16 protein-coding genes and 2 pseudogenes are annotated in these 24,357 nt (G+C 64.7%); 13 read left to right on the top strand and 5 right to left on the bottom strand.

Going from position 1 to position 24,357, the window contains the following annotated elements; genetic code table 11:
* Positions 1 to 77 precede the first annotated feature (77 nt).
* From ABIF91_RS02260 to ABIF91_RS02250, 3 genes and pseudogenes are all read left to right on the top strand, one after another.
* Positions 78 to 653, top strand: a complete 576-nt coding sequence (locus ABIF91_RS02260; RefSeq protein WP_028181045.1) for an HdeD family acid-resistance protein — start codon at positions 78 to 80, stop codon at positions 651 to 653.
* Between the two features lie 194 nt (positions 654 to 847).
* Positions 848 to 2,060: pseudogene (locus ABIF91_RS02255) on the top strand (ABC transporter substrate-binding protein).
* A 183-nt stretch (positions 2,061 to 2,243) separates the two neighbouring features.
* Positions 2,244 to 3,458 carry an acyl-CoA dehydrogenase family protein gene (locus ABIF91_RS02250; protein ID WP_028181043.1) on the top strand — a complete coding sequence of 405 codons (1,215 nt, stop codon included), beginning with the start codon at positions 2,244 to 2,246 and terminating at the stop codon, positions 3,456 to 3,458.
* Positions 3,459 to 3,588: 130 nt separating this feature from the next.
* On the opposite strand, the gene arsA is transcribed toward ABIF91_RS02250, so the two are convergent.
* From arsA to ABIF91_RS02235, 3 genes are all read right to left on the bottom strand, one after another.
* The gene (arsA, locus tag ABIF91_RS02245; protein ID WP_028181042.1) at positions 3,589 to 5,343 is read right to left on the bottom strand and encodes an arsenical pump-driving ATPase; all 1,755 of its coding nucleotides are present in this window, start codon (positions 5,341 to 5,343) and stop codon (positions 3,589 to 3,591) included.
* Between the two features lie 71 nt (positions 5,344 to 5,414).
* Positions 5,415 to 6,602, bottom strand: a complete 1,188-nt coding sequence (locus ABIF91_RS02240) for an acetyl-CoA C-acyltransferase (RefSeq protein ID WP_028181041.1) — start codon at positions 6,600 to 6,602, stop codon at positions 5,415 to 5,417.
* A gap of 486 nt (positions 6,603 to 7,088) precedes the next feature.
* Positions 7,089 to 8,828 (bottom strand): methyl-accepting chemotaxis protein, encoded by a 1,740-nt coding sequence (locus ABIF91_RS02235; RefSeq protein ID WP_028181040.1) that lies wholly within the window; start codon positions 8,826 to 8,828, stop codon positions 7,089 to 7,091.
* Positions 8,829 to 9,068: 240 nt separating this feature from the next.
* Here ABIF91_RS02235 and ABIF91_RS02230 point away from each other — a divergent pair, with 240 nt between their 5' ends.
* From ABIF91_RS02230 to eutC, 3 genes are all read left to right on the top strand, one after another.
* Positions 9,069 to 10,451: an ethanolamine ammonia-lyase subunit EutB gene (locus ABIF91_RS02230; protein WP_035671003.1), complete on the top strand. Its 1,383-nt coding sequence runs from the start codon at positions 9,069 to 9,071 to the stop codon at positions 10,449 to 10,451.
* Positions 10,452 to 10,602: 151 nt separating this feature from the next.
* Complete coding sequence (locus tag ABIF91_RS02225; protein ID WP_028181039.1) at positions 10,603 to 12,189, top strand: B12-binding domain-containing radical SAM protein; 1,587 nt, start codon at positions 10,603 to 10,605, stop codon at positions 12,187 to 12,189.
* A gap of 6 nt (positions 12,190 to 12,195) precedes the next feature.
* Complete coding sequence (gene eutC / locus ABIF91_RS02220; protein WP_051393968.1) at positions 12,196 to 12,924, top strand: ethanolamine ammonia-lyase subunit EutC; 729 nt, start codon at positions 12,196 to 12,198, stop codon at positions 12,922 to 12,924.
* A 20-nt stretch (positions 12,925 to 12,944) separates the two neighbouring features.
* Here eutC and ABIF91_RS02215 read toward each other — a convergent pair whose 3' ends face one another.
* Positions 12,945 to 14,213 carry an IS256 family transposase gene (locus tag ABIF91_RS02215; protein ID WP_038952271.1) on the bottom strand — a complete coding sequence of 423 codons (1,269 nt, stop codon included), beginning with the start codon at positions 14,211 to 14,213 and terminating at the stop codon, positions 12,945 to 12,947.
* 385 nt (positions 14,214 to 14,598) lie between these two features.
* Here ABIF91_RS02215 and ABIF91_RS02210 point away from each other — a divergent pair, with 385 nt between their 5' ends.
* Positions 14,599 to 16,965: an efflux RND transporter permease subunit gene (locus tag ABIF91_RS02210; protein ID WP_028176738.1), complete on the top strand. Its 2,367-nt coding sequence runs from the start codon at positions 14,599 to 14,601 to the stop codon at positions 16,963 to 16,965.
* Positions 16,966 to 17,193: 228 nt separating this feature from the next.
* On the opposite strand, the gene ABIF91_RS02205 is transcribed toward ABIF91_RS02210, so the two are convergent.
* Positions 17,194 to 17,691: a hypothetical protein gene (locus ABIF91_RS02205; protein WP_028176737.1), complete on the bottom strand. Its 498-nt coding sequence runs from the start codon at positions 17,689 to 17,691 to the stop codon at positions 17,194 to 17,196.
* Between the two features lie 458 nt (positions 17,692 to 18,149).
* Between ABIF91_RS02205 and ABIF91_RS02200 the strand changes: the two genes are divergently transcribed.
* From ABIF91_RS02200 to ABIF91_RS02175, 6 genes and pseudogenes are all read left to right on the top strand, one after another.
* Positions 18,150 to 18,383, top strand: coding sequence for a hypothetical protein (locus tag ABIF91_RS02200; protein ID WP_025035011.1), 234 nt, complete (start codon positions 18,150 to 18,152; stop codon positions 18,381 to 18,383).
* A gap of 191 nt (positions 18,384 to 18,574) precedes the next feature.
* A pseudogene (gene hpnC, locus ABIF91_RS02195) lies at positions 18,575 to 19,460 on the top strand (squalene synthase HpnC).
* On the top strand, positions 19,450 to 20,289 hold the full coding sequence (gene hpnD / locus ABIF91_RS02190; protein WP_028176735.1) for a presqualene diphosphate synthase HpnD: 840 nt from the start codon (positions 19,450 to 19,452) through the stop codon (positions 20,287 to 20,289). The pseudogene hpnC and the gene hpnD overlap by 11 nt, the downstream one beginning before the upstream one ends.
* Positions 20,289 to 21,545 (top strand): hydroxysqualene dehydroxylase HpnE, encoded by a 1,257-nt coding sequence (gene hpnE, locus ABIF91_RS02185; protein WP_028176734.1) that lies wholly within the window; start codon positions 20,289 to 20,291, stop codon positions 21,543 to 21,545. Before hpnD ends, hpnE begins: the two co-directional genes overlap by 1 nt.
* Before the next feature lie 52 nt (positions 21,546 to 21,597).
* Positions 21,598 to 23,550, top strand: coding sequence for a squalene--hopene cyclase (shc, locus tag ABIF91_RS02180; RefSeq protein WP_028176733.1), 1,953 nt, complete (start codon positions 21,598 to 21,600; stop codon positions 23,548 to 23,550).
* The gene (locus ABIF91_RS02175) at positions 23,547 to 24,296 is read left to right on the top strand and encodes a phosphorylase (protein ID WP_028176732.1); all 750 of its coding nucleotides are present in this window, start codon (positions 23,547 to 23,549) and stop codon (positions 24,294 to 24,296) included. The genes shc and ABIF91_RS02175 overlap by 4 nt, the downstream gene beginning before the upstream one ends.
* Positions 24,297 to 24,357 lie beyond the last annotated feature (61 nt).

Below are 24,357 nucleotides of genomic sequence, written 5' to 3'. Positions count from 1 at the left end.
TTCTGCTGGCTGTCGTCCCGGTCCGGTTCGTGCTATCTTGAATTGTGCCTCCGGGCTTTGCACAAGGAGTGGCGGCCATGACGAGTGCTTCGGATACGTCTCACCAGGCGAGCCTCGGTTCGGGCATCGCCGCGCTGCATGCCAAATGGGGCTGGATCGTCGCGCTCGGCGTCGTCTATGTGATCGCCGGCTTCGTCGCTCTCGGCAGCGTCGTGATGGCGACGGTGGCGAGCGTGATCGTGGTCGGCGCGATGATGATCGTGGCCGGTGTCGCCGAGGTGATCGGCGCATTCCAGGTGAAGAGCTGGGGAAAATTCCTGATCTGGGCGCTGCTCGGCGTGCTCTATATCGTCGCCGGCTTCCTGACCTTCACGAATCCGCTGCTCGCGGCAGTCCTGCTGACGCTGTTTTTGGGGGCATCGCTGATCGCCTCGGGCGCCGTCAGGCTGTTTCTCGCCTTCAGCATGAAACGAGAGAGCCCGTGGGTGTGGGTTGCGCTCTCCGGCGCGATCACGTTGCTGCTCGGCCTGCTCATCGTGGCACGCTGGCCCGTGAACAGCGTCTACATCCTCGGCCTGTTTCTCGGTATCGACCTGATCATGGCCGGTGCCGGCTGGATCAGCCTCGGCTTTGGCTTGAAGCGACGAAGCTAGGCGCAGATCCCTCTTCGTCTCTCGCGTCGGGACAGGTGAAGCGAGGGCTTCATGTGCCAGGCCGACGCGGGCCATCAGCAACTCGACGCAAGACCATCTTGCGGAACTCGGCTGATCTGACGCGCTGACAATAAAGCAGCACGCCGCGCAAGCGTTGACCGCTTCGCGCGGGCGATCATCACCGGGGAGAAACCATGAGAGCCGCTTTGGCCCTGGCCGCAGCGCTGGCTGCCGGCTGCCTGTCCACGCCCGTTTCCGCGCAGAAATCCTACGGTCCCGGCGTCAGCGACACCGAGATCAAGATCGGCAACACCATGCCCTATAGCGGCCCGGCCTCGCCGCTCAGCATCACGGGCAGGGTGATCTCGGCCTATTTCGACGAGATCAACGAGAAGGGCGGAGTTGGCGGCCGCAAGCTCAATCTGATCTCGCTGGACGATGCCTTCTCCCCGCCCAAGACCATGGAAGCGGCGCGGCGCCTCGTCGAGGGCGACGGCGTCGCCTTCATCTTCGCGACCATGGGCACCGCGCCGAGCTCGGCCATCGCGAAGTATCTCAACAGATAGGTGCCGCAGCTCTTCTTGATCAGCTCGGCCTCGAAGTGGAACGATCCTGCCAACATGCCCTGGTCGATGGCGCTGCCCTGGGCGCCGAACTACACCAGCGAAGCCGCGATCGACGTCGCCTATGCCCGCGCCAAGAACCCGAATGCGCGCTTCGCGGTGCTCTATCAGAACGACGATGCCGGCAAGGAATATCTGCGCGGCGTCAAGGAGGCGCTCGGCGCCGACGCCGACAAGGCGATCGCGATGGCCTCGAGCTTCGAGGTCGCCGACCCAACCGTCGATTCCCAGGTGCTGACGCTGGCCAATACCAAGGCCGACGTCTTCCTGATCTATTCGGTGACGCCGCGCGCCTGCGCGCAGGCGATCCGGAAAGCCCATGAGGTCGGCTGGAGGCCGACGCGCTTCCTCGCGAGCGGCTGTGCCAACAAGGCGACCGTGATGGTGCCGGCCGGCCTCGACGCGGGCAAGGGCGTGCTGTCGCTCGGCTCGCTCGCTCAAGCCGTTCGTCGCCGAGCCCAAGGACGATCCGGCGATGACGGCCTATATCGATTTCATGAAGCGCCGCCTGCCCAACGCCGACGTCAACAACGTCGCCGGCCTCTATGGCTGCACCGTCGCCGAGGCGCTGGTGGTCCTGCTGAGGCAGTGCAAGGACAATCTGACGCGCGGAAACATCATGGCGCAGGCGGCCAACCTGAAGAACGTGCCGCTGTCGCTCTTGATGCCCGGCATCACCCTCAACACCACGCCGCAGGATTTCCGCCCGATCAAGGACGGCTACATGCTCCAGTTCGACGGCAACGACTGGGTCGTGGCGAGCGAGCTCTTGCGCGGGACGTGAAGGGTAGGCCGCAGAGACGGTGCACCCTCTCCCCTTGTGGGAGAGGGTGGATGCGCGAAGCGCAGCCGGGTGAGGGGTATCGCTCCGCGAGTCGTCTCTACATTTGAACTCTCGGAAACAACCCCTCATCCGGCGCTTCGCGCCACCTTCTCCCACAAGGGGAGAAGGGAACGGGAGACCATCATGGACTTTCAACACTCTCCCCGTTCGCTCGAGCTGCAGGACCGCGTGCGCCAGTTCATGCGGACGCATGTTGAGCCGGTCGAGGAGCACTACTACGAGCAGGTCAAGCCGGAGGCCGCGCGTTACAAGACGCCGCCGGTGCTTCAAGACCTGAAGAAGCTGGCGCGGGAGCAGGGGCTTTGGAACCTGTTCCTGTCAGGCGAGCATGGCCCGGGCCTGACCAATCTCGAATATGCGCCCGTGAAGGAGATCATGGGCCGCATCCTCTGGGCCCCGGAGGTCTTTAATTGTTCCGCCCCCGATGTCGGCAACATGGAGGTGCTGGCGAACTACGGCACGCCAGCGCAGCAGGAGCGCTGGCTGAAGCCGCTCCTGGAAGGACGCATCCGCTCCGGTTTCTCGATGACGGAGCCGCAGGTCGCCTCCAGCGACGCCACCAACATCCAGTGCGAGATCCGGCGCGACGGCGGCGACTACGTCATCAACGGTCGCAAATGGTTCACCTCGGGCGCGATGAACGAGGATTGCGAGATCCTGATCGTGATGGGCAAGACCGCGCCGGATCATCCCGACCGCCATCGGCAGCAATCCATGATCCTGGTGCCGAAGAATACACCTGGCGTCCGCATCGTCCGCGACATGCTCACTTACGGCTATGACGACGCGCCGGTCGGCCACCCCGAGATCGTCTACGAGAATGTCTGCGTGCCCGCGGAGAACATCCTGCTCGGCGAAGGCCGCGGCTTCGAGATCGCGCAAGGCCGGCTTGGCCCCGGCCGCATCCACCACTGCATGCGGCTGATCGGCTGCGCCCAGCGCGCGCTGGAGTTGATGTGCCAGCGCGCGGTCTCGCGCACGGCTTTCGGCAAGCCGCTCGCCGAGCAGGGCTCGGTGCGCGAGGACATAGCAAACTCCTTCTGCGAGATCGCGCAGGCGCGCTTATTGACGCTGCAGGCCGCCGACAGGATGGACCGCGACGGCAACAAGGGCGCGCGCGACCTGATCGCGGCGGCCAAGATCGTGGTGCCCAGCATGGCCGCCCGCGTCATCGACCGCGCCATCCAGATCCACGGCGCCGCCGGCGTCTCGCAGGATACGTTCCTCGCGCGTGCCTATGTCTACGCCCGCTTCATCCGCATCGGCGACGGGCCGGACCAGGTGCATCTGGCGGCGGTGGGCAAGGAGCTGATCCGGCGGGGCGGGGTGATGGGGTAGGGGATGCGACTTTCCTGCGGCAGGCAGTCACAAGACCCGCCCATGATTATATTGCGATCGTAACGCAAGCGAGCAATTGCTGCGCTTCGCCTTTTGACCCTGCCGCAGACGTCACACCGTCGAACAACGTTCATGACAGACTGCGCAGCTCTTCCACGCCGATTGGCGGCTTTACGCGCCATCCGACAATGAAAGCGCGCTTTGCGAGCCCGTTCTGAACGCGAGCGATCTGCGTCCGCTCTCTCTCGAGCCGAAGCCGCAGCAGGGGATCGCGAGTTCCCGAGACGGCGAGGCTCTTGTTGATGACCCAGCCGTATGGTTCGACGCCGGCACGTCGCAAGTCATCCTGAAGGGAAGCGGCCTCGGAAACCGGCGTCGTCTCCGGCAGCGCCACGAGAATGATCTTTGTGTGGTTCGGATCCTGCAGCCTCATCAACGGGGTAACGATACGTCCTGCACCGGTCGGTGCAACCTGGCTTGTCATCTGGCGGTGATAGGCGCCGGTCGCGTCCAGCAGTAGGAGCGTGTGGCCTGTCGGCGCCGTATCGAGCACGACGAAAGCGCTCCGGGCCTCCGCAACAATGTGTGAGAAGGCGTGGAACACGGCGACCTCTTCGGTGCATGGCGAAGCGAGGTCTTCGAGCAGCAGAGCCTTGGCCTGCTCGTCCAACTCCCGGCCCCGGCTAGCCATTATCTTTGCGACATACCGCTCCGTTTCAACCCGGGGGTCGATCCGGTCGATCGTCAGACCGGGCATGACGCCATCGACGACGAAGCTGACGTGAGCTGCGGGATCGGTCGTGCTGAGATGAACGGCATGACCCCGTTTGGCCAATCCCGCGGCGATGGCCGCGGCGATCGTCGTCTTTCCGACGCCCCCCTTACCCATGACCATGATGAGGCCATGCTTGCCCTGCGCGATATCATCGACCAACCGATTCAGGCCCGGCAGGTTGACCGGTTCAGTGCCGGGCTCGGCGGATACGAGCGATGGCTGATGGGTGGGCGACAAAAGTGCCCGCAGAGCCACCAGGCCGACAATGTCGAACCCGAGCAGAGGAATTTCGTCGCGCTGCAGTTTCGTGAGCGATGCTGGCATTGCGGCCAGTGCTTCGTCCTGATCCCGCTCGAGGGCAACTGCAACGACATCGGTCGGGTCCGTGGCATGGAAGCGCCCGTTCACCACGAGAAGCTGATTCGAGAGATTGAGCGCGTCAAGTTCGGCCGCCGTTCTGGCCGCTTCGCGGATCGCACCCCGGTCGGCGCGGGTGACCAGAATGATGGTGGTCTGCTTGGAATCGCCCAAGGCTTGGAGCGCCTTGCGAAAGCGGTCCTCCTGCATCTTCAGACCTGAATGCGGCCCGAGGCAGGATGCTCCCCGATCGTTGTCCTTGAGAAAGCCGGTCCACGCCTTTGGCAGGCTCAGGAGCCGCAACGTGTGACCGGTCGGGGCGGTGTCGAATATGATGTGATCGAACCCCGCGATATCGCCGTCCAGCAGTCCCACGAACTCGTCGAAGGCAGCTATTTCGGTGGTGCAGGCGCCGGAGAGCTGCTCGCGCACGGTCGATCGCTCGTCAGGGGGAACCTCCGGTCCGAGCTGCTCGAGCACTTTACTGCGATAATTTTCGGCCGCAGCCTCGGGATCGATGTTCATCGCCGAAAGTCCGGTCGCGTTTGGCACCGGGGTAGGGCGATCGGTCAAAGTGACCTCGAGCATCTCGTCGAGATTCGACGCAGGGTCGGTGCTGACGATGAGGACGCGCAGTCCGCGGTCGGCCAGGCTAACGGCCGTGGCGCACGCAAGAGAGGTCTTGCCCACTCCCCCCTTGCCGGTAAAGAACAGATACGGTGTTGGGGCGGTCAGCGCGCGAAAGTGGGGCAATATAGGCAGTCCTTAGGCCGCAGAGGTCACGCGACATTTTCCGATCGGTCGGGATGCCGCGTGAGCATTGCTCAATTGATCGATTCAAGCGCAAGCGCAATCCCCTGGCCGCCGCCGATGCAAAGAGTGACGATACCCTTTTTGATACCGTCGCGTTTCATCGAATGCAGCAATCGAGTGGTCAGGACCGCGCCGCTGGCTCCGATCGGATGACCATGCGCGATCGCACCGCCTTCCACATTGACGATACTGGCGTCGAGACCCAGGTCCTTCGCAACCGCAATTGCGATCGCCGCGAAGGCTTCGTTGATCTCGATGCGCTGGACATCCGATACCTTCCAGCCGGCCCGTTCGAGCGCCTGCTTCACTGCCGGCACCGGCCCCAAGCCGAACATGCCTGGTTCGACAGCGCCTATCCCGTAGGCAACCAGACGCGCCATCGGCAGCAAGCCCTTCTTGTCGGCCCAGGCGCGATCGGCGACGATCATCGCCGACGCGCCGGTATTGAGCCCGGGCGCGTTGCCGGCGGTAATGGTGCCGTCTTTTCGGAACGCTGGCTTCAGCTTGCCGAGGCTTTCCATCGTTGTATCGGGCCGGTTGTGCTCATCCTTGTCGAACTGTGCTGGACCCTTGCGGGAGGCAATTTCGACTGCCGCGATTTCTGCGGCGAACTTGCCGGCAGTCTGGGCTGCGGAAAATCGCTTCTGCGAGCGTTCGGCCCAACGGTCTTGCTCTTCGCGAGTGATCTGATGCGAGGCTGCGAGATCCTCGGTATGCCATCCGGAATGTTGCCCGGAGAAGGCGTCATTCAGGCCGTCCATCAGCATCGCATCGAAGATCTTCGCATCGCCCATGCGATAGCCCCAGCGCCCGGAACCCATGAGATACGGCGCGCGGTCCATGTTCTCCATGCCGCCGGCAACCGCGCTGTCAACGAACCCGAGCATCACCTCCTGGGTCGCGCTTGCAATCGCCTGCGCACCGGAGCCACAGACCCGGTTGACCGTCAGTGCCGGGACAGCGACGGGAACGCCGCCATTGATAGCCGCTTGCCGGGCTGGATTCATCTTGTTGCCGGCCTGGATCACGTTGCCCATGACGATGGTGCCGACATCGCCGGGCGACAGCTTCGCGCGCTCAAGCGTTGCACGGATCGCCACGGCGCCGAGATCGACAGCCGGCAAATCCTTCAGCGTGCCGCCATACGTGCCGATGGCGGTGCGCACGGGGGAACAGATCACGACTTCCTTATTGGCCATTGGTCATCTCTCGCTTTCGGCTGCATCGCTCTGCGATAGGCATCTCGCGCAAATTATGAACAACTCGGCCGAGGCTCTGTTGAGATGGATCAACGGACCGGAGGAACCAATCTGAATCGATGTCCGATCTCGGCCTCAGGCGGGCGGCCATCGTCGCGAGGGCTGTTGGGCCGAGGGCCGCCATCGACCCCATCGGACTCAAGCACTGCCTTCTGAGCGCATGGCCAACGCGACGATTCTTGGGAGCAGGCCTGCCCTGCACGCGCGCACCGATAGCAGCTGGGCCCGTCTACGTCGACGGAAGGACGGTGCGCCAATGATGACATCATGCCGGTGTTTTGCCCGACGAGTCAAATTGAGTTCGAAAAATCCGCAGAGACTCGCGGCGGCGGCTAACCGATTGATTCAGTTGCCCCCGCCTACTGTGCATGGGGTTGTTTTCGCACTTTTGTGTCGGCGCGGGCTTCGCGGGCAGCGCCCGCGCTGTCATCCCGCCCTGGCGAGGCGGCTGTCCGCCGACCCTGCGCGCAGGTTCTGGAAGAACTTCTTCACCTCGCGCGACAGCGTGTCCGCCGTCGTCGTCAGGCTGCTCGCCGCCGACAGCACGGACGCCGCGGCCGTATCGGTCTCGCCGATGGCATCGCGCAGCGAGGTGATGTTGGCCACCAGCGTCTCGTTGCCCAGTGCGGCCGATTGCGCGTTCGATGAGATCTCGCGCGTCGCGGCGTCCTGCTGACTGACGGCGCCGGCGATCGCCGAGGTGACCTCGTTGATCTCGCGCACCGCGCCGCCGATCTCGCGGACGGCATCGACGGCGTTGCGGGTCGAGGCCTGGATCATCGCGACGTTCTCGCTGATCTCGGCGGTGGCCTTGGCGGTCTGGCCCGCGAGCGCCTTCACCTCATGGGCGACGACGGCGAAGCCGCGGCCGGCATCGCCGGCGCGCGCGGCCTCGATGGTGGCGTTCAGCGCGAGCAGATTGGTCTGCTCGGCGATCGCCTGGATCAGGCTGAGCACGCCGTCGATGCGCTGCGTGGCCGCGGCGAGGCTCTCGATCTCGGCGATCGACTTCTCGGTGCGCTGGCCGGTCTGCTCGACCGCGCCGGCGCTCTGCCGCACCTGGCGGCCGATCTCTACCACCGAGGCCGACAGTTCCTCGGCCGCGCCCGCCACTGCCGTGACGTTGTGGGAGGCCTGCTCGGTGGCGTTCGCCGCCGTGCCGGCGCGGCTGTTCGCATCGGCGGTGACGCGCGTGATGGTCTGCGCGGTCTCGCGCATCACCGAGGCGTTGTCGCTGAGGCCGCGCATGATCGCGCCGATCGCCTCGCGAAACTGCTCGACGGATCGTTCGATGTGGCGGGCGCGCTCCTCGCGCGCGGCGGCGTCGTGCGACACTTGCGAGGCGAGGTTGCGGTTACGGCCCATGGCGTCCTGGAACACCTGGATCGCGCGGGCCAGTGCGCCGATCTCGTCGGCGCGGTCAGAGTGCGGCACCACGACGTTTTCGGCGCCGTCGGCGACCTGCTTGATGGTGGCGGTGATCGAGGCGAGCGGCCGGGCGATCGAGCGGGCGATGATGACGATGCCGATCACGACGAGGGCCAGCGCCATTCCGCCGAGGCAGGTCAGCACGAACGACAATTCGCGATTGGTCTCGGTCTGCTGCGCGATCTGCCTGGCGCGCTCGGCATAGACCTTGGACAGCGCCTCGAGGTCCTTGTTCAGGGCCGAGCGCACCGCACGGTTGGCGTCGTTGTCGCCCCATTCGCGGCCCGCGGCTGCATTGATCTCGACGCCGCGGCGCACCAGCTCCTTGCGGAACTCGACGAACTGCTCGATGCGCTTCTTGAAGGTGGCAAACTGCTCGGAATCGTCGGTCTTGACGATGGTCTCCCAACGCTTCACGACGTCCAGGATCTGGGCGTTGAACTTGAGCAGGCCATCGCCGTATTTCTTCACCACGGCCGGCTCGGTCGACATGTAGACGCCGCGCGATTCCATCACCACCGCATAGACCAGCGAGTTGACCCGCTCGACGTTCAGCGCGGCGGCGTTCGCCGTCTCGATCGCGCTGGTCAGGTCGGCGCTGCGGCGGCTGTTGTAGTCGGACAGCAGCGCGATCGCGGCCGTGAGCAGCGCGAACAGCGCGAAGATCGCGTAGAGCTTGGTGGCAAGCGTGAAACGGCCTGCCGGGGTTGCGGCATTCGCAGATCGGTCGGATGTCATGGTGTTCAAGGAGCTCGGGATGGCCTGAAGCGGCGGGTGAGCGGGGGTCGTCTAGAATTGATGCAAAACTTTGCAGGAGGAAGGTGGATGTGGCGTTAACGCGCCCGACGGGCTCCCTCCGTCCTTGGTCGAACGAAAGGTAAGATATTTCAGCGTCTTGATCCGAAGGAATAGTTTCAGGATAGTCTTTCAGCATAGTCTTGGAGTCGGCCGCTGGCCGACCAACCCCGGAGAGGCCTCTTGGTCTACCGTCACAGCATCGACGCCACGACCTACACCTTCCCTGATCTGCGCGACCTGCTCGCCAAGGCGACACCGCCGCGCTCCGGCGACCGGCTGGCCGCAATTGCCGCTGCCAGCTCCGAGCAGATGATCGCGGCACGGATGGCGCTCGCGGATGTGCCGCTCGGCCAATTCCTGCAGGAAGCCGTCATTCCCTATGAGACCGACGAGGTCACCCGCCTCGTCATCGACAGCCACGACGCCAAGGCCTTCGTGCCGGTGGCATCGCTCACGGTCGGGGCCTTCCGCGACTGGTTGCTGTCCGATGCTGCAACGCCCGAGATCCTGCGCAAGCTCGCGCCCGGCATCACGCCGGAGATGGCGGCCGCAGTGTCAAAGCTGATGCGCAACCAGGATCTGATCCTGGCGGCGCGGAAATGCGAGGTCACCACTGCTTTCCGCAACACCATCGGGCTGAAGGGGCGGATGAGCACGCGGCTCCAGCCCAACCATCCGTTCGATGATGCCAGGGGCATCACTGCCTCGATCCTCGACGGCATTCTGTTGGGGGCCGGCGATGCCTGCATCGGCATCAATCCTGCGAGTGATGATCCTGCCGTCATCGCCCAATTGCTGCGGCTGCTCGACGAGATCATCGCGCGGCTGAAGATCCCGACGCAAGGCTGCGTCCTGACCCATGTCACGACGACGCTGTCGCTGATCGGGCAGGGCGTGCCGGTCGACCTCGTCTTCCAGTCGGTCGCCGGTACAGAGGCCGCCAACCGCAGTTTCGGCATCGATCTCGCGCTCCTGAAGGAGGCCCAGCAGGCCGGGCTGTCGCTGCGGCGGGGCACAGTCGGGCAGAACGTGATGTATTTCGAGACCGGCCAGGGTTCGGCGCTGTCGGCGGGCGCCCATCACGGGGTCGACCAGCAGACCTGCGAGGCGCGCGCCTATGCGGTCGCCCGCGCTTTTGCCCCGCTGCTCGTCAACAGCGTGGTCGGCTTCATCGGCCCGGAATATCTCTATGACGGCAAGGAAATCATCCGGGCGGGACTGGAAGATCATTTCTGCGGCAAGCTGCTCGGCCTACCGCTCGGGGTCGACATCTGCTACACCAACCATGCCGAGGCGGACCAGGACGACATGGACAACCTGCTGACACTGCTCGCAGCCGCCGGCGTCACCTTCATCATGGGCGTCCCCGGCGCCGACGACGTCATGCTGAACTACCAGTCGACGTCTTTTCACGACGCTCTCTATGTCCGCGACGTCTTCGGCTTGCGCCGCGCGCCGGAATTCGACGACTGGCTGGTGCGCTCGGGAATTGCAGGCGCCGATCTCCGCTTGGCCGGCGATGCAGGCCTGCTGCCCGATTTTGCCTCGCGGTTGATCGCGTGAGGGGGCGCGCCAACTCGCACCCCGATGAAACTATCGGCGCCTCCCGGAATTGTGCTTGTGCCACAATATTGAGAAATTCCGGCGACAGCATTACCCTGAGTCTGGCTGGCAATTTCCGCACTATCGGTCGAGCGTGGCGGGGGGAGCTTTGATGCGAGCTGAAAGTAACGGAACGTCCCGGCGGATTCTCTGCGTGTTTCCGCGCTACACCTCGTCCTTTGGTACGTTTGAGCATTCCTATCCCTTGACCGACGGCGTCCGCGCCTTCATGCCGCCGCAGGGGCTGCTGCTGATTTCCGCCTACCTTCCGAAAGAGTGGCAGGTCAAATTCGTCGACGAGAACCTGCGCCGGACGACGAAGGAGGAATTCGAATGGGCCGAAGCGGTCTTCGTCAGCGGCATGCACATCCAGCGCCAGCAGATGAACGACATCTGCCGCCGCGCCCATGAATTCGATCTGCCGGTCGCGCTCGGCGGGCCCTCGGTCAGCGCCTGCCCGGACTATTATCCATCCTTCGACTATCTGCATGTCGGCGAGCTCGGTGACGCCACCAACCAGCTGATCGATATCCTGTCGCGCGACACCTCGCGTCCCGAGGCCCAGGTGGTGCTGACCACCAGGGACCGCGTGCCGATGACGGAGTTTCCGATTCCGGCCTACGAGCTCGCCGACGTGAAGAAATACTTCCTCGGCAGCATCCAATATTCCAGCGGCTGTCCCTATCAGTGCGAGTTCTGCGACATCCCCGGACTCTACGGCCGCAATCCGCGCATCAAGTCGCCGCAGCAGATCATCGCCGAGCTCGACCGCCTGCGCGAATGCGGCATGACCGACACGGTCTATTTCGTCGACGACAATTTCATCGGCAACCGCAAGGCGGCGCTGGACCTGTTGCCGCATCTGATCGAATGGCAGAAGCGGACAGGCTACGTGGTGCGGCTCGCCTGTGAGGCGACGCTCAACATCGCCAAGAGGCCCGAGATCCTCGAGAAGATGCGCGAGGCCTATTTCATCACCATCTTCTGCGGCATCGAGACGCCCGATCCGGACGCCCTGAAGGCGATGCAGAAGGACCACAACATGATGGTCCCGATCCTGGAGGGCGTGCGCACGATCAACTCCTACGGCATGGAGGTCGTGTCCGGCATCATCATGGGCCTCGATACCGACAAGCCGAACACCTCGGAAGCGCTACTCGCTTTCGTCGAGGAGTCCCGGATTCCGCTGCTCACCATCAACCTGCTCCAGGCGCTGCCGAAGACGCCGCTATGGGATCGTCTGGAGCGCGAGGGCCGCCTGGTCGACGACGACGGCCGCGATTCCAACGTCGACTTCCTGTTGCCTTATGACGAGGTCGTCGCATCCTGGAAGCATGCGATGGCGGTCGCCTACGCGCCTGAGAAGGTTTACGCGCGCTATCAGTATCAATGCGACAATGTTTACGCGCGCCGACTCAAGATGCCGGTGCCGGACGAGATGAAGACCTGGCCGAACATCCGGCGCGGCCTCGTCATGTTGCGCAACATATTCTGGAAGGTCGGCGTGCTCGGCGACTACAGGCGCGTGTTCTGGAAGTTCGCGCTGGGACGCATCAAGCGCGGTGACATCGAAGGCCTGATCGGCTGCACGTTGATCGCGCACCATCTCATCACCTTTGCGCGCGCGGCCTCCAGCGGCAAGCAGAACGCCTCGAACTATTCGATCCGCCTGCGCGAGGCCGCCGTTCCGGCCGAATGATGCGACATGTCTGATCCGGCTCCGCCGCGCCGACCGACCCTCGATTTGCGGGCGTTCACGCCCGCGCGCGTCGCGCTCGGGCGCAGCGGCGCGAGCATGCCGACGAGGGCGCTGCTTGATTTCACGCTGGACCATGCCCGCGCGCGCGATGCCGTGCATGCCGCCTTCGACACGCCGCGCCTGGTCGCCGATCTCGGCGCGCTCGGACTTGCCGTGACCGAAGTGAGGAGCCGGGCGGCCGATCGCAGCGACTATCTGCGGCGGCCGGATCTGGGACGACAGCTTGAACCCGGCTCGGCGCAGCTTCTGGCACGATGCGCGTCGGCGCCGTGCCAGCTCGCGATTGCGATCGGAGACGGCTTGTCCGCGGCGGCGGTTCACGCCCATGCGACGATCCTGGTGAGGCGCCTGTTGCCATTGCTTGCGCAAGGGGATGACGTCGCGATCGGCCATGTCGTTGTCGCATCGGGCGCGCGCGTCGCGCTCGGCGACGAGATCGGCGCCATTCTCGGGGCGCGCATGGTCGCGATGCTGATCGGCGAACGGCCCGGCCTGTCCGCGCCCGACAGTCTCGGCGCCTATCTGACATTCGCACCGAAGCCCGGCCGTACCGATGCCGAACGCAATTGCGTGTCGAACATCCACCAAGCCGGGTTGAGCTACGACGAGGCCGCCTTCAAGATCGCCTGGCTCGTCCGTGAGGGGCTCGCGCGGGAGACCACGAGCTATGGCTGATTTTGGGTGACGCGGCCTGATCAGGCGGCGTGGCTTTCAGTGTTCGGAATGACTTCGATTCCGTCGATGAACTTTACACCGGCGATGACTTTCGGCAACTGGTTCGTGCTCTTCAATCGCCGCCAGGTCTTCGATGCGGCGTCGATGAGCTTGAACACCATCAGCTTCGCAGTTTGTTGCGACAGCGATCCCTTGGTCCGCACCGTTCGGTGGCGCACCGTGGCGAAGACGCTCTCGATCGGGTTCGAGCTGCGTAGGTGGATCCAGTGCTCAGCAGGGAAGTCGAAGAAGGCGAGCAGCGCATGGCGATCCTTGATCAGGCACTCCACCGCACGTCCGTATTTGACGTGGTATTTCTCGACGAAGACGTCGATCGCGGTTTCAGCTTCGGCCCGGTGTGGGGCCAGATAGATGTTCCGCAGGTCGTTCTTCATGGGGCCCTGCACGGATTTGGCGACCTTGTCGAGTACGTTGCTCACTTTATGGCACCAGCATCGTTGGTGCCGCGTGCCGGGAAAGGCCTCGTCCAGTGCCTTCCAGAAGCCGAGGGCGCCGTCGCCGATGGCGAGTTGCGGGGCAATCCGTAACCCGCGTTGCCGCAGGTCGATCAGGAGTTCGCGCCAGCTCTGCGCGCTCTCGCGCACGCCGACCTGGAAGCCGATCAGCTCCTTCTTGCCTTCCGGCGTGGTGCCAATCAGCACCAGCATGCATTCGCTGTGATCTTCCATGCGGGCCTGCAGGTACACGCCATCGGCCCAGATGTAGACATAGCGACGCGCCGACAGATCGCGTCTCTGCCAGCGTTCGTACTCGACCTGCCAATCGGCCTTCAGGCCGGCGATCACCGAAGGCGACAGGTTCGGCGCATCCTTGCCGAGCAGCGCCGAGAGCGCCTCCTGGAAGTCGCCGGTCGAGATGCCGCGCAAATAGAGGACCGGGATCAAGGCATCCAGGCTCTTCGTCCGCCGCGCCCATAGCGGCAGGATTGCCGAACTGAAGCGGAGGCGGTCGCCTGGCCCGCTCGCTCCGCGGTCGCGGACCTTGGGACGAGCGACCTCCACCGGACCGATGCCGGTCGCAATCTCGCGCACCGGACCGTGCCCATGTCGGACCAGGCGCGCTCGACCGTCGGGCAGCGTCAGATTGGCCGTGCTGGCCAGAAACGCGCCAACCTCGATCTCGATCGCCCTGGCAAGCAGGTCCCGCGCGCCGGCTCGAACGATATCGGTCAGTGGATCATCAACCGCGGACGGCTGACGGAAAGCAAGAACATTGGTAGTCTCGGTCATGGCGTATCGCTCTCCTCGAGAGGTTCTGGCAGGCTCGTCACCCGCCTCGATACGCCGCCTTCCTCACACCGTCATCACCCAGATTCCGCCATAGCTCGGAGACCACCGGCGTGGCTCTGAAGGACGAGAGCACGGACCGGGCGCCGCGCCAGATTGGCACAGCGTCGCCGGGATGATGGGCGGTCGGGACCTGAAATCGCCGCTTCTTGATCGATTCGGCCACGCTTCGCCTGCTTGCGAGAAGACCTGTTGACCTGCTAAACCCCTCGCGGCGATTTTCCGCGCATTTTCAAAGGGCAAGCCTCCCATTGGTATGGCGTTTTCAAGCCGTTCGCGGGGCGCAACAAGCTCTCAACACCGAGCCGATCTAGGAACTGGACAAGGCATGCTCGAAAAGCACAGCGAGAATGAGGTTCATGTCGACAAGGTCGAGCAGGGACCTGCGTCCTCGATCGCCTTCGGGCTGGAGCGCCTCGGGCTGATCGCCGTTCGGGCGCCGATCGTCTCCTGCATCGTCCTGCTGGCGCTGATCGTCGGCGCCGTGTTCGGCATCCACCGGATCAAGATCGACGATTCGCTGTCGCAGCTCTTCCGCTCCGACACCCGCGAATTCAAACAGTATGAAGAGGTGACGAAGAAGTTCCCGGCCGAGGAGTTCGACGTCCTCGTCGTGGTCGAGGGCAAGACTCTGCTGGAGCGCGGCAACCTTGAGAAGCTGCGTGACTTCGTCACCGACCTGCAACTGGTCGATGGCACGCGCGGACTGGTCTCGCTGTTCTCGGCGCGCCAGGCGCCGGCCCCGGGCAAGCTGCCGGCGGCACTGTTCCCGGCCGAGTTGCCGGAGGGCGACGCGTACAACAAGTTCATCGAGACCGTCAAAAACAACGAAATCATCCGCGGCAAGCTGCTGTCGGAGGACGGCACGCTGGCGCTGATCGTGCTCTCGCTCGATCCTGAGGTGGTCGCCTCCAACAAGCTGACCAAGACCGTCGGCGACATCCGCGCGCTGATGAAGGAGGACCTCGGCGACACCGGGCTCAACGTGCAGCTCTCCGGCGTTCCGGTGATGCAGCTCGAGATCCGCAACGCGGTCGAGCGCGACGGGCTGACCTACAACATCCTCGGCATTCTCGCCGGCTGCATCATCGCCATCATCTTCTTCCGCAAGATCTCGTTCATGGTCGCGGCGGCATTCCCGCCGATGATCGCGATCCTGCTGGCGCTCGGCGCGCTCGGCTGGGCCAATTTCAACCTCAACATGTTCCTGAACGTGATGACGCCGCTCATCATGGTCATCAGCTTCTCGGACTCGATGCAGCTCACCTTCGCCGCGCGCGACCGGCTGATCGCAGGACAGGACAAGTTCACCGCGTTCAAGAACGCGGTGCTGGTGGTGGGACCCGCCTGCGTGCTGACGCACGGCACGGCCGGCATTTCCTTCATCGCGCTGCAATTCTCCGACTCCGACCTGATCCGCAAGTTCGGCGAGGCCGGGCTCGCCGCCACCATCATCGCTCTGGTCGCGGTGCTGTCGCTGGTGCCGGTGTTCGGCGTCCTGCTCGTGCGCAACGAGAAGGTGTTCGCCGTCAAGTTCCAGAGCGCAGATGCCGGCGTCCAGGCCCTGCGCAATTTCTGCTACTGGATCGCGGTGCGCATGGTCGGCCGTCCCGGCCTGTTCAGCCTGATTGCGGTGCTGTTCGTCGGCGGCCTCGGCGTCATCTACGCCAATCTGGAGCCGCGCTACCGGCTCGCCGACCAGGTGCCGGACAAGCGCCAGGCGGTCGCCGCCAGCGACCGGCTCGATGCCAAGCTGACCGGCGCCAACCCGGTCAACGTGCTGATCCAGTTCCCCAAGGACGAATCGCTGTATTCGCCGGAGACGCTCCAGACCATCGCCGACGTGCATGCGACCGTGGAGAAGACGGCCGGTGTCGGCAACGTCTGGTCGCTGGAGACGCTGCGCCGCTGGCTGGCCGAGAAGGCGGGCAGCGCCGACGTGGCGACGTTGAAGGAATATGTCAACGTCATCCCCGAGCATCTGGTGCGGCGGTTCATCGATGCCGAGCAGGATGCCGTCGTGGTCGCCGGCCGCGTACCGGACAAGGATTCCAGCCAGCTCCTGCCGATCGTCGACAAGCTCGACCACGAGCTCGACGCCGTCCGCAAGAAGCATCCCGGCTACGAGATCGCGGTGACGGGTCTTGCCGCCATCGCTGCGCGCAACTCGGCCAGCATGATCGAGAAGCTGAACCACGGCCTGACCATCGAATTTGCGCTGGTCGCGATCTTCATCGGCCTCGCGTTCCGCTCCTGGGTGGTGATGTTCGCCTGCATCCTGCCGGGCATCTTCCCGGTGGTGATGTCGGGAACGGTGCTGTGGGCGATGGGCGAGGGCCTGCAATTCGCCAGCGTCGTCGCGCTCACCGTCTCGTTCGGCCTGGGCTTGAGCGCGACCATCCACTTCCTCAACCGCTTGAGGCTCGAGAGCAAGCCGGGCGTCGGCTCGGCGCTCGCGGTGGAGCGGGCCACCGTGCTGGTCGGCCCGGCCCTGATCCTGACCACGGTGGTGCTGGCCTGCGGCCTCGTCGTCACTGTGTTCTCGGATCTGCCGTCGCTGCGGCTGTTCGGCTGGCTCAGCGCCTTCTCGATGGTCATGGCCCTCGTCGCGGACCTCTTCATCCTGCGGCCGACGGCGATGTGGCTGATCAATCTGCACGCCAGGCTTCAGGGCCCCGACAAGCCCGCGATCTGAGCGGTTTGTCCATCGGACATGCAGCGGCGCGGTCTGGACGACCGCGCCGGAGTTTTGGCCGAGGATGCGCTATGCGGCACGATAGATCGATCGTGGAGCTTCAGCAGAAGCGGGGCGGCGATTGCGCCGCCTCCGGCGCAGCCTTGAAGGCTTCCAAATGGCCGAGTCAGCAAAAAGCCCCCGGGTCGCGAGAGCCGGAGGCTGTATCCTTTCGCAGCGGGAAGGGCGTCAGCCCTTCGTCATCGTGATGTTGACGCCGCGGATTTCGCCCTTGGAGGAAATCTGCACGGTCTGCTTGGTGCCGTTGGTGCGCAGCGACAGGTTGGCGGCAAAGCCGTTGGCTTCGACGAACACGTCGATCTGGCCGCCGCCGGCGGTGCCCTGGAGGTTGCCGAAGATGTTGCGGCTGGACTCGCTCCAATTGCCGGAGATGCGCTCGCCCTGGCTCGTCACGTCGCTGGTGAGGTCGAACTTGTAGCTGTCGGAGGCGCAGTGCAGCGCCTGCTTCAGGTTGAGGCCGCTGCCGCCCACCTTGTAGTCCGCCTTGCAGCGAATGCGCTCGGTGGAGCCGTCGGACAACGACACCGTGCCGGTGCCGGTCCACGCACCGTCGAAACCGGCAAACGGTCCGGACGATTGAGCATGGCTCACCGGAATCGAAAAGAGCAGCGCCGCTCCGATGCCGGCCGCCTTGATTGCCAATCCAGATCGCCCAAAGAATTTCATCGCAAATATCCCATTTTGGAACGACGTTCGCTTACCCATTGAGACGTCTCGCCACATCGAAAGTTTAGTGCTCCGAGCCAGTGTCAGGTTCAAAGCCCTGACCGCCCGGGATGGCGGGTCACGACGCCTCGCGCCGGGCTTGATCCCCCGATTTGCCACGTTTCGGCATGTTTCCGGCGGGAAAGGCAAGGCGGACAGATGCAGCGCTGCAACAGGTATGCAGTAAAACGCAGATGTTCTGAATTATGACGTAGTATCAACCTCTTACATCTGCGAATGAAGGCACGGGGAAGACCCGATTCGGCGCGTGCGGTGCCAATTTGGCCGCATTTGCCGGTGCTTGTGCCTTCTCTGGGCCGCCACTCCTGCGGCGACTTGCCATCAGAACAATCCGCTCCGGTCGTTCGCCCTGTGCAGCCGGGTCCGGTATGATTCTGCCGTCAGAATGAAGGAATACAATGCGTAATCTTCTCGTCGCTCTTACCCTGCTGTCGGCATCCCTTTCGACGGCGGCGTTCGCTCAGCAAGGGCGTGGCACGGACGCCGAGCAGAAGGCCTGCACACGCGACGTGCAGAAATTCTGCCGTCCGGTCATCGATCAGGGCGATTTCACGATCCTCGCCTGTCTCAAGGAGAACCGGGCCAAGATCTCGCAGGCCTGCGACCAGGTGCTGAAGAACCACAACCAGTAAGCTTGGCCATTGGCTCCCAAAGGCGGATCCTGGAGCCGCCTTTGGGGTCCGATCCGCAAAGGGCGGCCATCGACAGACAGGATTGGTTTTGCGGCCGTATTCCCCTATATGGGGGCCGCGGCGGCATCGCCGGCATGAGCCCGCGCGAGCGAAAAAGCCTTCCTGTCCAAACGATTGTAAACCAGCCCTCGATGACCTCTGCGAGCGAATTGCGATCCGGCAAGGGTGACCGCGACGAGAATTTTCCCGTCGCGTCCTGGATCATTCATCCGCGTCATCGCGCCCTGATCCTGGCCTATTACAATTTCGTCCGCACCGCCGACGACATCGCGCGACCACGCGACCCTGCCGCCCGACCAGAAGCTTAGCTACCTCGACCTGCTCGAGGCGGAACTGCTCGGCAAGGGCGACACCCAGGCCGAAGCCGTCACCCTGCGCCGCGCGCTGGCCGAGCGCGGCATGGCCCCACGCCATGCGCTCGACGTGCTCATCGCCTTCCGCATGGACGTGACCAAGCTGCGCTATGAGAATTGGGACGAGGTCATCCATTATTGCCGTTACTCGGCGATGCCCGTCGGCCGCTTCATGCTCGACGTCCATGGCGAGAGCACCTCGACCTGGGCCGCATCGGACGCGCTCTGCGCGGCGCTCCAGATCAACAATCACCTGCAGGATTGCGGCAAGGATTTTCGCGAGCTCAACCGCGTCTATCTGCCACGCGATGCGCTGGCCGATAGCGGCGCCTCCGTCGAGCAACTCGGGCTTGCGCAGTCGCCGCCGGCAATGCTGGCCTGCCTTCACGCGCTTGCCGCGCGCAATGAAGCGCTGCTCAACGAGGGCAGGTCGCTCGCTGCGGAAATCCGGGATTTCCGTCTCGGCGTCGACGTCTCGGTCATCCAGGCCTATGCCGACCGCATCGTGCGCCTCTTGAAGGTGCGCGATCCCCTGCGCGAGCGCGTTCATCTGAACAAGTTCGAGCTGCTCGCCTTCAGCCTCGCCGGGATGATCGGCGAAGTCGGTCGCCGCGCGATCGGACGCAAGGCCATTTCCAGACCGGGGACTGCACATGACGCTTGAGGCGACCACGCCCGGCGCCAATTACGGCTCGACCGCATCCGGCAGCTCGTTCTATGCCGCGATGCGCATCCTGCCGCACGACCAGCGCGAAGCGATGTTCCAGATCTACAGCTTCTGCCGCCAGGTCGACGACATCGCCGATTCCGACGGCCCGCGGGAGGAGCGACTCGCCGCACTTCAGCAATGGCGCGACGACATCGACGCGCTCTATCAGGGCCATCCGCCGCCGCGGCTGAAGGACTACGTCGCCTCGGTGAAGACCTTCGGGCTCAAGCGCGAGGATTTCCTCGCCATCGTCGACGGCATGGAAATGGATGTGCCGCAGGACATCCGCGCGCCCGACATGGCGACGCTGGATCTCTACTGCGACCGTGTCGCCAGCGCCGTGGGGCGGCTGTCGGTGCGCGTATTCGGAATGCCCGAGGAAGACGGCATCCTGCTCGCGTACCATCTCGGCCGCGCGCTGCAGCTCACCAACATCCTGCGCGACATCGACGAGGATGCGGGCCTCGGGCGGCTCTATCTGCCGCGCGAAGCGCTGCTGCATGCCGGCATCACCTCCGATGATCCGGACCGCGTGATCGCCGAGCGCGCGCTGCCGAAGGTCTGCCTGCCGCTGGCGCAGCGCGCGAAGGTGCATTTCGAGAAGTCGGACGAGATCATGAACCGCAACAAGCGCCGCGCGGTGCGCGCGCCGCGGATCATGTCGAGATACTATCATTCCATTCTGGACCTGCTGATCGCGCGCGGCTTCACCGCGCCGCGCGAGCCGGTGCGTGTGTCGAAGGTCACACGCATCCTGATCCTGCTCCGTTACGCTTTCATCTGATGCAAAAGACAGCTCACATCATCGGCGCTGGAATTTCCGGCCTCTCCGCCGCTGTGCGGCTCGCCAATGCCGGCTTCAAGGTGGCCGTGCACGAGGCGACGCACCAGGCCGGCGGCCGCTGCCGTTCCTATTTCGACGGCGCCACCAATCTCACCATCGACAACGGCAATCATCTGCTGCTGTCGGGCAACAGCCATGCGCGCGCCTATGCGCGCGCGATCGGTACCGAGGCGGGTCTCGTCGGCCCCGAGAGCGCGCAGTTTCCGTTCGTCGATATCAAGACCGGGCAGCGCTGGCAGATCGATCTCGGCGATGGCCGGTGGCCGACCTGGGTGCTCGACGAGAGCCGCCGCGTTCCCGACACCGGCCTCACCGATTATCTGAAGCTGGCGCCGCTGATCTGGGCGTCGGAGGAGACGCTGGTCGGCAAGTCCATTCCTTGCGAAGGCATCCTCTACCAGCGTCTGGTGCAGCCGCTGCTGCTCGCGGCGCTCAACGTCGATCCGCCCGAGGGCTCGGCGGGGCTCGCGGGCGCGATCGTGCGCGAGACGCTGCTCGCGGGGGGGCAGGCCTGCCGTCCGCTGATCGCGCGCGACGGTCTCAGCGCGGTGCTGATCGAGCCGGCCGTGAAGTTCTTGCAGGAGCGTGGCCACTCGGTTCAGCTCGGCCATGAGCTGCGCTCGTTTGCGACCACCGACGGCAAGGTCGGCGCGCTGAATTTCGGCGGCGAGGATGTGATCCAGATCGGTGAGGGCGACGTCGTCGTGATGGCGGTGCCGCCACGCGCGGCCGCCAGCCTGCTGCCGGGCCTGAAGACGCCGACCGAATTCCGCGCCATCGTGAACGCGCATTTCCGCTTCGAGCCGCCGCCGGGCTCGGCGCCGATCCTCGGCGTGATCGGCGGTGTGGTGGAATGGCTGTTCGCGTTCCCGAACCGGCTTTCCGTGACGATCAGCAATGGCGACCGTCTGGTCGACATGCCGCGCGAGGAGCTCGCGCAGGCGATCTGGAACGACGTCTGCAAGGCGGGCGGTGTCTCCGGCGAGCTGCCCCCCTGGCAGATCGTGCGCGAGCGCCGCGCCACCTTTGCCGCCACGCCGGCCCAGAATGCCCTGCGTCCAGGGCCGGTCACTGCGCTGAAAAACCTGTTCCTTGCCGGCGACTGGACTGCTACGGGATTGCCAGCAACCATTGAGGGATCGGTCCGGTCCGGCGATCGCGCTGCCGATCTGGTGCTGGCCGCACAGCGGCCCTGACGGGCAGATGTCCCTGTCAAATTTCAATCGACTATCGGAGCAATCGAGCAACATGGATTCCGTGAACGCGACCAGCCGCGAGACCCTGGAATCGAGCATTGCGTCGGCGAGGGAAGGCGTCCTCGGCTTCCAGCAACCCGACGGCCATTGGGTGTTCGAGCTCGAGGCCGACTGCACGATTCCGGCCGAGTACATCCTGCTGCGCCACTATCTCGCAGAGCCCGTTGATACGGTACTCGAAGCCAAGATCGGCAATTACCTGCGTCGCGTGCAGGGAGCCCATGGCGGCTGGCCGCTGGTGCACGACGGCGAGTTCGACATGAGCGCCAGCGTGAAGGCTTACTTCGCGCTCAAGATGATCGGCGACTCCGTCGATGCGCCGCACATGGTGCGCGCGCGCGAGGCGATCCATGCTCGAGGCGGCGCGATCAACAGCAACGTCTTCACGCGCTTCCTGCTGGCGACGTTCGGCGTCGTGACCTGGCGCGCGGTGCCGGTGCTGCCGATCGAGATCGTGCTGCTGCCGTTCTGGTCGCCGTTCCACCTCAACAAGATTTCGTACTGGGCGCGCACCACCATGGTGCCGCTGATGGTGATCGCCGCGCTGAAGCCGCGCGCGAAGAATCCGAAGGGCGTCGGCATCGACGAGCTGTTCCTCCAGGATCCGCGCTCGATCGGCATGACCGCGAAGGCGCCGCACCAGAGCATGGCCTGGTTTCTGCTGTTCCGCTCGCTCGATGCGATCCTGCGCGTGATCGAGCCGCTGTTTCCGAAGAGCCTGCGCAAGCGCGCGATCGATGCCGCGCTCGCTTTCATCGAGGAGCGGCTCAACGGCGAGGACGGCATGGGCGCGATCTATCCGCCTATGGCCAACATCGTCATGATGTACGACGCGCTCGGCAAGGACGAGAACTACCCGCCGCGCGCGATCACGCGGCGGGGCATCGACAAGCTGCTCGTGATTGGCGACGACGAGGCCTATTGCCAGCCCTGCGTCTCGCCGGTGTGGGATACGACCCTGACCGCCCACGCGCTGCTGGAGGCGGGCGATGCGCAAGCCGTGCCGGCCGCCAAGCGTGGCCTTGATTGGCTGATTCCCAAGCAGGAGCTCGAGGTGAAGGGCGACTGGGCCGTGAAGCGGCCCGACGTGCGTCCGGGCGGCTGGGCCTTCCAGTACAACAACGCCCATTATCCCGACCTCGACGACACCGCGGTCGTGGTGATGTCGATGGACCGCATGCGCCGGGAGCACGGCGTCGCCGGTTATGACACTGCGATCGCCCGTGGCCGCGAGTGGATCGAGGGCATGCAGAGCGACGACGGCGGCTGGGCGGCGTTCGACGTCAACAATCTCGAATACTACCTGAACAACATCCCGTTCTCGGACCATGGCGCGCTGCTCGATCCGCCGACCGAGGACGTCACCGCGCGCTGCATCTCGATGCTGGCCCAGCTCGGTGAAACCACGACAACCAGCAAGCAGGTGGCCGCCGGCGTCGCCTACCTCAGGAATACCCAGCACCCGGAGGGATCCTGGTACGGCCGCTGGGGCATGAACTTCATCTACGGAACCTGGTCGGTTCTCTGCGCTCTCAACATGGCCGGCGTCGACCACAAGGATCCCATGATCGGGAAAGCCGCCGCCTGGCTGGCCTCGATCCAGAACGAGGACGGCGGCTGGGGCGAGGACGCCGTCAGCTACCGGCTGGACTATCGGGGATGGGAGGCCGCCCCCTCGACGCCCTCGCAAACGGCATGGGCCTTGCTTGCCCTGATGGCGGCAGGCGAGGTTGATCACCCGGCCGTCGCCCGCGGGGTGGAGTACCTGATTGCAACACAGAACAAAAAAGGACTGTGGGACGAGCAGCGGTACACCGCCACAGGCTTCCCCCGTGTATTCTATCTACGTTATCATGGTTACCCGAAGTTCTTTCCGCTGTGGGCGTTGGCGCGGTATCGGAACTTGCGGAACACCAACAGCAGGGTGGTAGGGGTCGGAATGTGACTTTGGGGACGGGGGACTATTTCACCGCGGGGCATACCATCGACCCGCGGCCGATACTGATCGTGACCGGACTGGTTCAGGAGGCCCGCATTGCGGCCGGGCCCGGAATGGCGGTCATCTGTTCATCCAGCAGCCCGACCCAGTTGCGGGCGCTGCTGACGGTGGTGGATCCCGAGACGATTCGCGGTGTGATTTCGTTCGGCGTGGCCGGCGGGCTCGACCCGACGCTGCGCTCCGGCGACGTCGTGCTGGCGACCGAAGTGCTATCCGGCGATACCCGCTGGGCCGCCGGCCTGTCGCTCGGCGACGACCTGATCGAGCGCCTGACTTCGGGCCGGCGCCGTGTGGTGCGCGGCAGCCTCGCCGGCGCCGAGGAAGTGGTTACCGGCCGGTCCTGCAAGGCGGCGCTGCATTCGGAGACGGGGGCGTTCGCCGTCGACATGGAGAGCCACATCGCGGCCGCCTACGCCGCCGAGGCCGGGCTGCCCTTTGCCGCGGTCCGCGTCATCAGCGACCCCGCCCACCGCGCCCTGCCGGCGCTCGCCCGCGCCGCCATCAAGCCGAATGGCCAGATCGACCTCGCCGCCGTGCTGCGCGGCATCGTGCGCAATCCGACCACGCTGCATGCTCTGGTCTCGACAGGCATCGACTTCAACCGCGCGCTGCGCAGCTTGCGCGGCTGCCGCGATTTTCTGATCGGGACGGAGCTCATCGAGAGCGAGGCCCTGGTCTCCAAGGCAGCCTGAGCGCAAGAGAACAAGCGACGACGGAACAGGTGAAAGCTCCGATCTCCATTGGAGGTCGGAG

This window comes from Bradyrhizobium sp. USDA 241 (assembly GCF_049739505.1).
GTDB lineage: Bacteria > Pseudomonadota > Alphaproteobacteria > Rhizobiales > Xanthobacteraceae > Bradyrhizobium > Bradyrhizobium liaoningense.
Note: the sequence above shows the minus strand (reverse complement) of the source record. Positions and strands in the feature narration are given on the sequence as shown.

Coding starts and splice junctions, on each gene's coding strand:
- hpnD (WP_028176735.1), top strand. CDS start 19,450: ATGACGCTTGAGGCGACCACGCCCGGCGCCAATTACGGCTCGACCGCA.
- ABIF91_RS02215 (WP_038952271.1), bottom strand. CDS start 14,213: ATGACCGAGACTACCAATGTTCTTGCTTTCCGTCAGCCGTCCGCGGTT.
- ABIF91_RS02235 (WP_028181040.1), bottom strand. CDS start 8,828: ATGACATCCGACCGATCTGCGAATGCCGCAACCCCGGCAGGCCGTTTC.
- eutC (WP_051393968.1), top strand. CDS start 12,196: ATGTCTGATCCGGCTCCGCCGCGCCGACCGACCCTCGATTTGCGGGCG.
- ABIF91_RS02260 (WP_028181045.1), top strand. CDS start 78: ATGACGAGTGCTTCGGATACGTCTCACCAGGCGAGCCTCGGTTCGGGC.
- ABIF91_RS02225 (WP_028181039.1), top strand. CDS start 10,603: ATGCGAGCTGAAAGTAACGGAACGTCCCGGCGGATTCTCTGCGTGTTT.
- ABIF91_RS02200 (WP_025035011.1), top strand. CDS start 18,150: ATGCGTAATCTTCTCGTCGCTCTTACCCTGCTGTCGGCATCCCTTTCG.
- ABIF91_RS02240 (WP_028181041.1), bottom strand. CDS start 6,602: ATGGCCAATAAGGAAGTCGTGATCTGTTCCCCCGTGCGCACCGCCATC.
- shc (WP_028176733.1), top strand. CDS start 21,598: ATGGATTCCGTGAACGCGACCAGCCGCGAGACCCTGGAATCGAGCATT.
- ABIF91_RS02250 (WP_028181043.1), top strand. CDS start 2,244: ATGGACTTTCAACACTCTCCCCGTTCGCTCGAGCTGCAGGACCGCGTG.
- hpnE (WP_028176734.1), top strand. CDS start 20,289: ATGCAAAAGACAGCTCACATCATCGGCGCTGGAATTTCCGGCCTCTCC.
- ABIF91_RS02210 (WP_028176738.1), top strand. CDS start 14,599: ATGCTCGAAAAGCACAGCGAGAATGAGGTTCATGTCGACAAGGTCGAG.
- ABIF91_RS02205 (WP_028176737.1), bottom strand. CDS start 17,691: ATGAAATTCTTTGGGCGATCTGGATTGGCAATCAAGGCGGCCGGCATC.